At 57.9% G+C, this 10,399-nt stretch carries 12 protein-coding genes; 7 read left to right on the top strand and 5 right to left on the bottom strand.

The window, feature by feature from the left end; all coding sequences use genetic code 11:
• Together EJ576_RS28945 and EJ576_RS28940 are read left to right on the top strand one after the other, a co-directional pair.
• The coding region (locus tag EJ576_RS28945) for an RHS repeat domain-containing protein (protein WP_148106699.1) at positions 1–1,890 on the top strand (1,890 nt) is incomplete at its 5' end.
• On the top strand, positions 1,887–2,219 hold the full coding sequence (locus tag EJ576_RS28940; protein WP_123476741.1) for a hypothetical protein: 333 nt from the start codon (positions 1,887–1,889) through the stop codon (positions 2,217–2,219). The genes EJ576_RS28945 and EJ576_RS28940, both read left to right, overlap by 4 nt.
• A gap of 28 nt (positions 2,220–2,247) precedes the next feature.
• On the opposite strand, the gene EJ576_RS28935 is transcribed toward EJ576_RS28940, so the two are convergent.
• Positions 2,248–2,685, bottom strand: coding sequence for a DUF3995 domain-containing protein (locus EJ576_RS28935; protein ID WP_126571704.1), 438 nt, complete (start codon positions 2,683–2,685; stop codon positions 2,248–2,250).
• A gap of 93 nt (positions 2,686–2,778) precedes the next feature.
• Between EJ576_RS28935 and EJ576_RS28930 the strand changes: the two genes are divergently transcribed.
• Both EJ576_RS28930 and EJ576_RS28925 read left to right on the top strand, forming a co-directional pair.
• On the top strand, positions 2,779–3,168 hold the full coding sequence (locus tag EJ576_RS28930) for a DUF2946 domain-containing protein (protein WP_123476737.1): 390 nt from the start codon (positions 2,779–2,781) through the stop codon (positions 3,166–3,168).
• Positions 3,169–3,263: 95 nt separating this feature from the next.
• On the top strand, positions 3,264–5,390 hold the full coding sequence (locus tag EJ576_RS28925; protein ID WP_126571703.1) for a TonB-dependent siderophore receptor: 2,127 nt from the start codon (positions 3,264–3,266) through the stop codon (positions 5,388–5,390).
• Positions 5,391–5,482: 92 nt separating this feature from the next.
• Here the strand turns inward: EJ576_RS28925 and EJ576_RS28920 are convergent, their stop codons facing one another.
• A complete protein-coding gene (locus EJ576_RS28920) occupies positions 5,483–6,499 on the bottom strand; it encodes an ABC transporter substrate-binding protein (protein WP_122727622.1) in 1,017 nt (338 codons plus the stop codon).
• Between the two features lie 133 nt (positions 6,500–6,632).
• Positions 6,633–7,082 (bottom strand): hypothetical protein, encoded by a 450-nt coding sequence (locus EJ576_RS28915; RefSeq protein WP_174890956.1) that lies wholly within the window; start codon positions 7,080–7,082, stop codon positions 6,633–6,635.
• A 417-nt stretch (positions 7,083–7,499) separates the two neighbouring features.
• Between EJ576_RS28915 and EJ576_RS28910 the strand changes: the two genes are divergently transcribed.
• The 3 genes from EJ576_RS28910 (at position 7,500) to EJ576_RS28900 (ending at position 8,421) form a co-directional block, all read left to right on the top strand.
• Positions 7,500–7,775, top strand: coding sequence for a hypothetical protein (locus EJ576_RS28910; protein ID WP_028615871.1), 276 nt, complete (start codon positions 7,500–7,502; stop codon positions 7,773–7,775).
• A 110-nt stretch (positions 7,776–7,885) separates the two neighbouring features.
• Positions 7,886–8,116 carry a hypothetical protein gene (locus EJ576_RS28905; protein WP_122727619.1) on the top strand — a complete coding sequence of 77 codons (231 nt, stop codon included), beginning with the start codon at positions 7,886–7,888 and terminating at the stop codon, positions 8,114–8,116.
• A gap of 68 nt (positions 8,117–8,184) precedes the next feature.
• The gene (locus EJ576_RS28900; protein WP_122727617.1) at positions 8,185–8,421 is read left to right on the top strand and encodes a DUF2789 domain-containing protein; all 237 of its coding nucleotides are present in this window, start codon (positions 8,185–8,187) and stop codon (positions 8,419–8,421) included.
• Positions 8,422–8,428: 7 nt separating this feature from the next.
• On the opposite strand, the gene EJ576_RS28895 is transcribed toward EJ576_RS28900, so the two are convergent.
• Entirely contained in the window at positions 8,429–8,632 is a 204-nt protein-coding gene (locus EJ576_RS28895) for a hypothetical protein (protein ID WP_010211013.1), read from the bottom strand.
• A 115-nt stretch (positions 8,633–8,747) separates the two neighbouring features.
• Entirely contained in the window at positions 8,748–9,980 is a 1,233-nt protein-coding gene (locus tag EJ576_RS28890; RefSeq protein ID WP_371923963.1) for a methyl-accepting chemotaxis protein, read from the bottom strand.
• Positions 9,981–10,399 lie beyond the last annotated feature (419 nt).

Genomic DNA, 10,399 nt, shown 5'->3' with positions numbered 1-10,399 from the left:
GTGGGCGAAACCTACCGACTCCAGTATCACGCCAATGGATTGATCCAGCAGGAAACCGGCTTTGACGGCCAGCGCACGGCTTACCTCTACGACCTCAACGGAAACCTGCAGGAAAAGACCGAACACGGAGACGATGGCAGCCAACTGGTTACCGGCTACGAGCGCGACCACGCCGGACGCCTCGTAAGAAAAACCCTGCCCGATGGCAACCTGGTCGATTACGCCTACGACCGTCAGGGCAATCTCCTAAGCGTCGAGGATGACCACTGGGCGTTGGCCTACGAGTACGACAGCCAAAACCGTCTTACGGCCGAACACCAAGGCTGGGGCACGCTGCGCTACGACTACGACGCCTGCGGTCAACTGCAAAACATGCGCCTGCCCGACAACAACCGCGTGGTGTTCAACCACACCAAAGGTGACCACCTCGCCACCGTCGAACTGAACGGCGCGGTACTGACCTCTCACCTGTTCAAGGCCGGCCAAGAATACCAACGCCAACAAGGCCAACTGATCAGCCACTACCACTACGACGATCAACAACGCCTGCACGCCCACGCCGTCACCCAAGAGCAACATACGCTTTACCAACGCCACTACGACTACGACAAATCCGGCAACCTCACCCGCCTGCTCGACACTCGTAAAGGCGAACACCACTACCACTACGACCCGCTAAACCGCCTCACCCGCGCCGACCACTCCCAAGGCGAGCAAGAACGCTTCGGCCATGACCCCGCCGGCAACCTGCTCATGCAAAACCGCCCCGGCCCGGACATCGTGGCGGGCAATCGGCTGATGATCCAAGGCGACCATCACTACGACTACGACGCCTTCGGCAACCTCATCCGCGAACGACGCGGCAAAGGTCATCAACTCGTTACTGAATACAGCTACGACTGCCAGCATCGCCTGATCGGCATTAAAAAATCCAACGGCCAGACCGCCAGCTATCGCTACGATCCGTTTGGTCGGCGGATCAGCAAAACCGTGGACGGGATAACCACCGAGTTCTTCTGGCAAGGCGACAAACTGATCGCCGAGCACCACGCGGAGCGCCATCGCAGTTACCTTTATGAACCCGACAGCTTCCGGCCATTGGCGCTTCTGGAAGGCTTTGGTCCAAAGGAGACCAAGCCCTATCACTACCAACTCGACCACCTCGGTACGCCGCAGGAACTTACCGATACCAAAGGCGAAATCGTCTGGTCCGCCCATTACCGCGCCTACGGCGAAATCACCCGTCTCGACATAGGAAAAGTCGACAATCCACTGCGCTTCCAGGGCCAATACTTCGACCTGGAAAGCGGGCTGCACTACAACCGTCATCGCTACTACAATCCGGATATTGGTCGCTACCTGACCCCGGACCCGGTGAAGTTGGCCGGTGGGATCAATGCGTACCAGTACGTACCGAACCCAACAGGATGGATTGATCCGTCGGGGTTGAATAACTGCCCTGGAGAAAACGGGTGCAGGGCAGATGTAAGTGCTAAGGATCCGGCTAAGTCGGCACAAGTTCACCCAGGAGAAGCTGAACTACCTAAAACTGGGGGAGCTGAACGAGCAGCCAAGTATTCCTCAAAGTGGGAGGTAGCAAGCTTAGATGAGAACATCGTCAAGTTTACCGGCACTCACCCAATCGTGACGACGACAGACAAAGGGAAGAAGATCTACAAGAACCCTGCAAATGGGATTGAAATTGTAGAGGACCTCAACGGCGACTACTTCAGAATCTATGACCCATCACAGCCGGGTAAAAGGCGCTATTTGAGCCTTGAAGGAGTGGTTCCTAACAACAAGATTTCTCCTTCAGGAAAGCAAATCGGTAGAACGCAAAGCGAATACAATGAAGCGACGCACTTTAATAAAAAGGCACACAAAAAATGAAAGTAATCTGTACCCCACTCACCTTAGAGGCCATGCGTTTATTAGACGTAGACGACTGCCCAGAATCTTTACTCGAAAGTGTTACCCTCAACCCTGAAGAGTACAAAAAACTTCTTCAATCAGGCGCGCTAGAAGCGATAAACACCACGCTTGGAAAAATAATCGACGATTACGAAGACGAAGCCATTTACAACCTTGTGGAGCTCACAAAAACCGTAGAGATCCTCAACAACCATTTGACGCCCGAAAACTCATCTACCATGAGAAAAATAATCGATCTAAACACCCTTGCGATCAAAAACCGAACAGGCCTGTTTTTCTTCTTCTAGCTTTTGACAAACCCGGTATTAGTCCCCCTCACCCCCACGCCACCACCAACAACCCCACCCCCAACACCAGACACAACGGCGAATAAAAATACGTATCCAACCTCGCAAACCGCGAACCACCGACCTTCTTGAAAAACCCCACCAACTCCGAATCCCCAATCGCCCTGGCAAACATCACCAACGCAATCGCGCTGATCCCCCATTGCAAGGCCCCGTGGGACACCGCCGAGAAATACAGCCCGGCCCGCAAACACACCATCAGCGCAATGCCCACCAACCCCAGGGCAACCAGAAACGTAGCCAGAGCCGAGGGTTTGAACGCAGGTTTCGGCCCACGCGCGAATTCGCCGGGCAGTTGGGGGATAGCGGCCTGGAAGCCGAGTTTTCCGCCGGCAGCCCAGTACAAATGCACCATGCTGATGAAGGTGAAAATGCCGACAATCCATCGTGCGACAACAAAGCTCATGGCTGGCTCTCCCGTAAAAGGTGCGAAAGAGGATAGTCGCCTGGTGATTTTTTGCAGGCATTTCGTCGGCGGCTGATGGTAAAGTGCCGCCCCATGAAAATCGCCCGTGCCGACCGCTCGCTCATTGCCTGGATGCTCTATTGCTGCGTCCTGTTCAATGTGTTCGCCTGCAGTATCGGTCATGGGCAGATGGTCGGGATGCAGCTCAATGGCATCGGCGGTCAGTTTTGTACAGTGGACCCGCGCACCCAGGCGCCCAAGCCGTCCAACTCCACTGAAGAGAACCTGCCAACGCTGTCCAAGGCGTTTGGTTGCCCGCTGTGTTCCACAGGCGGCATGGGCCCAGCGCTGAGTTCCAGCCTGAATGTGGCGGTGTTGCCACAGCCCCATGCGCCACCGCCGGCTATTGTCCTGGCTGCTGACATCCCTGCCCGCTTCACCTGGCCTGCGGCTAATCCGCGCGCACCGCCTGTTTTCGCCTGATCCCTTCGCTTTCCAATCTGCACTGACCACCGTTTCCGCAAGGAAGTACGGGCGGCTGTGCGTTGTTTTCAAGCCAAGTTTTTCAGGATTCAACCATGAAACATCTACCCCTGTTGGCGGGCCTGTTCGGCTGCCTGCCCGTCTGCGCCTGGGCCCTTGAGTTGGCTCCGACCACCATTGATGGCGAACAAATCGCCGAGCCTGGCATGGCCCTGGATCAATCCAGCGGCATAGCCTCGCGCTTGGGCTTGAGTGTGCGCGAAACCCCGGCGTCGGTGGCTATCGCCAACCGCAATGACATCGAGCGCCACGGCGCCAAGACCTTCCGCGACGCCGCCAACACCTTGCCTGGCGTCAATGCCAGCCCCCCGCCAGGATTTGGCGGGTTTGTCTCCTACCGTGGCTTTACCAGCAGCCAGATCACCCAGATGTTCAACGGGATCAATGTGGCGACCGGCCTGGCCCGGCCGGTAGATGCATGGATCTATGACCGGGTGGAGCTGGTAGGCGGCCCCTCCTCCTTGATCAACGGCGCCGGCTCCGTGGGCGGTTCGCTCAACTACGTGACCAAACTGGCTACCCGCGAGGAACAGGCCGCCGAAGGCCAGCTCACCTATGGCAGCTATGACACCGCCGGCATGGCGTTTGGTGTCAATCACGCCCTGACCGAACCCGGCGCCGATGTGCAGCACTACGCGCGCCTGGATGTAAGCCGCAACACCAATCACAGCTACATCGACCGCGACCAGCGCGAGGCCTGGAGCCTGGCGTTTTCCCTGCTCAGCGACCTCACGCCCAACCTGTCTCACACCCTGGCGCTGGAATACCAGGATGAGCATGAAGACAGCCCCTACTGGGGCACGCCGGTGCTCAACCCCAAGGTGGGCGAGCTGAAGATCGACAAGCACAACCGCTTCAACAACTACAACGTTGCTGACGGTCGCTACGAACAGCGCACGATCTGGGCGCGCTCGATCATCGACTACCGCCTCAACGACAGCACCAGCCTGAAAAACACCCTCTACCACCTGGACAGCCAACGCGATTACCGCAACCTGGAAACCTATCAGTACAACGCCGACAACAGCGCGGTGAACCGCTCGACGGCCTATCAGGTACGCCATCAAGGCGAACAGAACGGCAACCAGTTCGAACTGCGCCACGATGACAGTATGTTCGGATTGTCGACCACGTGGTCTGGCGGTTTCGAATACAAGGTCAACAGCACCACCAATACCCCATGGAATGTGCCAGGCAACAGTACAGTGAATCCAGACAACTTCGATCCCGGGCACTTCTACGACATCCCGCGAACCCGTGAGAAGTTCGGCAAGGACAAGACCAACGAGGTCACCACCAAAGCTGTGTTCGTGGAGAACCGCCTGGGGCTCACCGACAAACTTTCGCTGCTTACCGGCCTGCGTTACGACGCTATCGACCTGGACGTCACCAACCACCGTGCGATCACCGCCACCAACCCCCGCCACTTCAAGCGCAGCTGGGAGCCGGTAACCGGCCGCGTCGGCCTGACTTACCAGTTCATCCCGTCGGCCAATGTGTATGTGCAATACAGCACCGCCGCCGAGCAGCCGAACACCACCACGCAAGTGTTTGATGTTTCGACGGGCAAACAGTGGGAAGTGGGCAGCAAGTTCGATTACCTGGACGGCCGTGGCTCGGCCACCGTGGCCGCGTACAAGATCGAGCGTAAGGATTTTGCCGTGACCGATCCGCAGGACCCGACCAACAGTATTCCGGTCGGCGCACAGTCATCCAAAGGCATCGAGTTGGCCAGTTCGTTACGCATCACGCCAAGGTTGCTGGCGGAGGGTAACTTCGCCTGGGTCGACGCCGAGTACGACGACTTCAACGAGAAAATCGCCAGTGGCGCGGTGGTCTCACGCAAAGGCAATACGCCAACCAACGTGCCCAAGCGCGTGGGGAACCTGTGGCTGACCTATGATTTTGCCGAGGATTGGCAAGGGGGCGTGGATGCGCGTTATGTGGCCGAGGTGTACGCAGATAACGCCAACACCCAGACGGTGCCGGCCTACACGCTATTCGGCACTTTCCTGCGCTATAAAGTGGACTCGCACACCTCGGTGACGGGCCGGGTACGCAACTTGACGAATGAGGTGTATGCCGAGTTTGCGCATGTGTCGCCTGCTTACTACCTGGGTGCGCCAAGGACATTCGAGCTGGCAGTACAAACCAGGTTCTAAACACCTGAACGCAGGAGCCCGGCTTACCGGGCGATGGCGTCCGATAGAACGCCATCGCCGGCAAGCCGGGCTCCTACAGTACATGCGCACTGTTATTTCAGGCTGGCTTCAACCTTCTGCGCCACATCCTCGGTCAACCAAGCCTTCCACACCTGCGGATGTTCCTTCAGAAACACCTGGGCCACCTCCCGTGGCGCCGTGTGATTTTCACTCATGGTCGCCAAGGCTTTGTTCAGCGGCTCAATCGGAAACTCGACCTTCTCAAAGAACTGTGCAATCTGCGGATGCTCCTTCTGGAACGGCGTCGACACCCCGATGCTCAACTTGGACGCCAACGAGCGTGTTGGTTTTGGATCAGGATTATCCGCATCCGTTAGCGTCTTCCACGCCTCGGCATCAAACGGTGGCTCTTCCAGCTGGATCAACTTGTAGCGCCCCATCAACGGCGTCGGCGACCAGTAGTAGAACAGCACCGGTTTGCCCCGGCGGATCGACGAAGCGATCTCGGCATCCAGTGCCGCGCCCGAGCCACTGCGGAAGTTCACATAGCTGTCGTCCAACCCATAGGCCTTGAGCTTCTGCTTGTTGACCACTTCCGAGGTCCAGCCGATAGGGCTGTTGAGAAAGCGCCCCTTGCCCGGGGATTCCGGGTCCTTGAACACGTCCTTGTAGCGCGCCAGGTCCTTCACGCTCTTGAGTTCCGGCGCGAGAGGCTTGATGCCTTTGGCAGGGTCGCCCTTGACCACGTATTCCGGCACCCACCAACCTTCGGTTGCGCCTTTGACCGTATCGCCCAGGCCGACCACTTTACCTTCGGCTTCAGCCTTGACCCACACCGGGCTGCGGCCGGCCCACTCTTCGCCGATCACTTGGATGTCGTTCTTCGCCAGGGCGGTTTCCAGGGTGATGGTGGTGCCCGGTAAGGTATCGGTCGGTAAGTCGTAGCCCTTTTCGACAATCACCCGAAGTACCTCGGTGATCAGGCTGCCGCTTTCCCAATTCAAATCGGCAAAGTGTATCGGCGTCTCGGCGGCCGAAACCGGCAATGCGGCCACGGACAGACTCAAGGCCGTCACGGATGCAGCCAACAGCGTTCTCAATCCTTTCATGCCCTTGCACCTCGCGATATCGCAGCAGACAGCGGACGGCTTTGCTGCGTAAGCGCGAAGCCTCTGAATAGTTAAGTCAACTCAACTGTAGTAGAGGTTCCGGGAGATAACGGGTGTTCGTGGAATTTGCTGGTTATTCGCTGGCCTTGAAAGTCACCAGTTCACCCTTGCGCCATTTGGCGGCCTTGCCGGTCACGGCTTTCAGGGTCTTGGTCAGGCCTTCCTGCAGTTGCTCGTTGGCGGCAAACACCAGCATCACGCTGTGGCCTTCCTTGAACACGATGCCCTGGCCTTCGGCCGAGGAGACAAAGGCGTAGTCACCCAGGCCATAGACGGTCAACTTGATATCGCGGAACTTCAGTTCGAATTTGCCACCTTCACGGCTGGGCAATACCGCTGCGCGGAAGTGATCGCCAACTTTGAGTTCCAGGCGGGGCTTGTCGTCCACGACCAACGCCGCCTCGGTGTCGATCTCGGCGATGTAGATACCTTCCGGCGTCTGCTCAGTGATGTAAACGAAACGGGATTGAAACTGTTTGACCAACTTTGCGCGCAAATCACCCAGCACGAACAACGCGTGCATATCCAGATTACTGACTGCCAAGGAAACGCCCCCACATCAAAAAGAGCGCTGTCCGCCAGAGCGGGCAGCACAAAAAAACGGCCATTACGGCACGATCACATCACTCATTCTTTGAAAAAAACTGAAGAAGAACCCACTGCCGCGCCATAAGACCAGTACAGACGTACGCGATGGACCTTGTGCAAGGTCATCAAGCACCACAGGAGATCACAGGTTCAACGGCCAGAGAATACGGACCGACCCACTTCAGAGAATAACCCAGTTAAAAATGCAGTTTTCCGACACGCAAGCGCAAATAAACACGCTGTCATGGAACCAGGCGCAGATCGCCGACGACAATACTAAAACAGCAGCACCAATCAAAACCACCCAAAACGTTGCAATCAAGTCAACCGGATCGATCGAAAGGAGCAGGCCATGCAACGATCAACCTACAATGCAATGTCTTCGCACACCCGTTCATCATGCCAGGGCGAGGCTCAATACTACCGCTTGGGCGGCTTCGAGGGGTACTCGGATCCGGTTCTTTACCAGGTTGTACCTGCCGGTAAAAACTTCTTCCACATCCGTGAAGTGCTCAGCGGCCAAATAAAAGGCTTTCGCAGCGGCCATGTCAAGGCTTGTGAACTGGCCAAGAAACTAGAAGCCCAGTTGCAAGCACACCATGGAGCGGTCGTTTCGTCCGCCCGATAACTTAACTGCGCCGCCGACCCGCAACAACTGCCATACTGGCCCGTCCACTGAAGTTTGTGCCCTGCGGGCCAGGTTTCTCCAGTGCAGTTATCTCCAAGGGAAGGCTCTACGTGACGGAATTTGATATCGGCGAATTTTTCATCCATGGCGACGCAAGGGAAGTAGACGGTGAGTTCCAAGCAGTGATCATTATGCGGGCCAAGCCTCCGCTGACCACTGTCACCACCCACCAGGTGGAAAAAGACCGCTGGTTCAAAACCGTCGACGCGGCGGCCATCGCCGCAAAAGAGTCGGCCAAGGCCTTGAAGGCCGCCGTGGATTCCGGGGCGCTGAAGTCCTGACAATCCGATAGAACTCTGCTGCGCCACAACCCTCCCATGCATAACGACCACCCTGCATGGAGAACGATATGAACGCGCCAATCCCTACCCTTGAAACCTTGTTTGAACAATTGGGCCTGGACTCGACCCCGGACGCCATCGACGCCTTTATCGTCGCGCATCCTTTACCTGAGGACGTGAAGCTGATCGATGCGCCATTCTGGTCTGCTCAGCAAGCGGCCTTTCTCAAGGAAGAGTTACGCGAGGACGCTGAATGGGCAATTCCCGTGGATGAGCTGAATCAACGCCTGCATCAATCGCAATAAGCCCTTATCAATGCAGGCTGTCCGACTGCTCCAGGCGCAACAGCGCCTGCCAGGCGGCCCTGCATTCCTCGGCTTCATCACGACTGGCAAAGGCGGTGCCGCGCTGCTCACCGTTGAGCAACACCACCCAACAGGCTTTTTGGCCCAGCGCACGCAGGGTTTGAGGTACGCCACTGCCAATCATCACGGCGACATCGACTTTGTTTTGCATGGAGCTTCTCCGCAGCATTAGTTAGCTGGCTAACAATGTTGGCCATGCTACGGTTTTCTTCCAGTTGGAAAAAGCTATCCCAGGAATAGCTCCATTGCATAAACAACAATAATCCTTAGCGCCCGCCCTTTACTGCCTCAGGTTTATAGCCCAGGCGCAAGCCGCCCCAATGCCGGCCCTTGACCATGATCGGCACTGACAGGTCATGCATAAGTTCTCCGGTGTCGCGGGTATAGGTTTGCAACAAAACGGCCTGCTGGTGGCTGCCGCAACGGATCCCGGTGCGGTCTTCGAACTTGCGCTTGGTGCGGTTCTGCACCGCATCCACCTGCGCATCACCCGTTAGAGCATGGGAAAATGCCTTGTTGTGTGTCGGCACATAGCCCTGCGGAGTGCAGGCAATGGCGAAGACCAACCCCTCATGCCGTGGCAGCAGCGCCTCCTGAATCGGCGGCAACACCTGGTCGGTGTAGCTATCGAACCGGGTGTGGTACTTGCTCGGGCTGGTGTTGGCGATCGGCGTGTAGCTGCGGTCGAACAGGTCATCCAGGCTGATCCGGTTCTGCTGCACATCGGCTTCGAATTGCCCAGCAATCCGGCTCGCCCCCTCGCGCGCCAGGTCGTAGATACGCTGGTGGTAGTCATCCAGCCCAACTTCCGCCAGGCGCTCGCTGATGGTTTCGGCTTGCCCTTCCATCTGCACGGCAGCGTCGGCCAACTGGCGGGTTTGCTGATCGCTGACAGCCAGGTCGCTGCGCATCTGTTCCACGGCATGGAACAAGCTGTCGAGCTGGGTGCGGTTAGTGTCGGTGCCCTGGGCGATTTCATTCACCTGGCCTTCCACATCGGCCGCCAGGCTGGCGATACTTTGCAACTGCTCGCCGGCGTGCTCCACCTGCTCGACACCGGTATGCAAGTCCGCCGATAACTGGCGAATCTGCTCCACCACCTGGGCGGTGCGCTGCTGGATGTCCGCCACCATCACCCCGACTTCATCGGTGGCCGTGGCCGTTCGCCCCGCCAACCCACGCACCTCATCCGCCACCACCGCAAACCCGCGTCCATGCTCACCGGCCCGAGCAGCTTCAATCGCGGCGTTAAGCGCCAAGAGGTTGGTCTGGCTGGCGATGGACTGAATCACCAAGGTCACTCGCTGGATTTCCTCGCTGCGCAGGCTCAAGGCTTCAATCAGCTCACGGCTGGCGTTGGCGCGTTGGCTGAGTTGGTGCATGCGGGTAATCGACTGGGCCAGCACTTCGCGGCCTTCAGTGCTGCGTTGATGCGCCTGGCTGGCGGCGCCAAGCGCTTCGCGGCTGAGCTGGGAGGTGATCTTTTCAGTGCCGATCATCACCTCGGCGCTGCTGACAATCTGCTTGGCCGCGCCCAACTGCGACTGCACACGGGCCGCCAGTTGCTTGACCGAAAAGGCCACGCCGGCCGCAGACAACGCGTTATGACTGGTGGTGTAGGACAGGTCGCGAGTCAATTCGCCGATGGCATCGACGGCATCGGAAGATGCAATAACAGGTGTGCGACTTTTCAATCGAGGCAGCCAGATCACCAGCAGGGCCAGTGGCAGGCAAAGGTAGAGCGGCAGGCTGGCGAGCGCCAAGCCCAGCAGGACCAACACCAGGGCGGTACTCTGCAACAGGGGCGTCAGCCAGCCGGGCAGCCCGCGCGCCACCGCTTGCGGTGGCACTGCTGCGCCCATCAGAGATCCGTCTCCAGCCATCTTCGTTACCCCACTGCTTGTCATTATTGTCGCTG

This window comes from Pseudomonas sp. C 49-2, from assembly GCF_003970195.1.
Lineage (GTDB): Bacteria > Pseudomonadota > Gammaproteobacteria > Pseudomonadales > Pseudomonadaceae > Aquipseudomonas > Aquipseudomonas canadensis.
The sequence above is the reverse complement of the archived record's forward strand: the minus strand, read 5'-3'. Positions and strand labels throughout refer to the sequence as shown.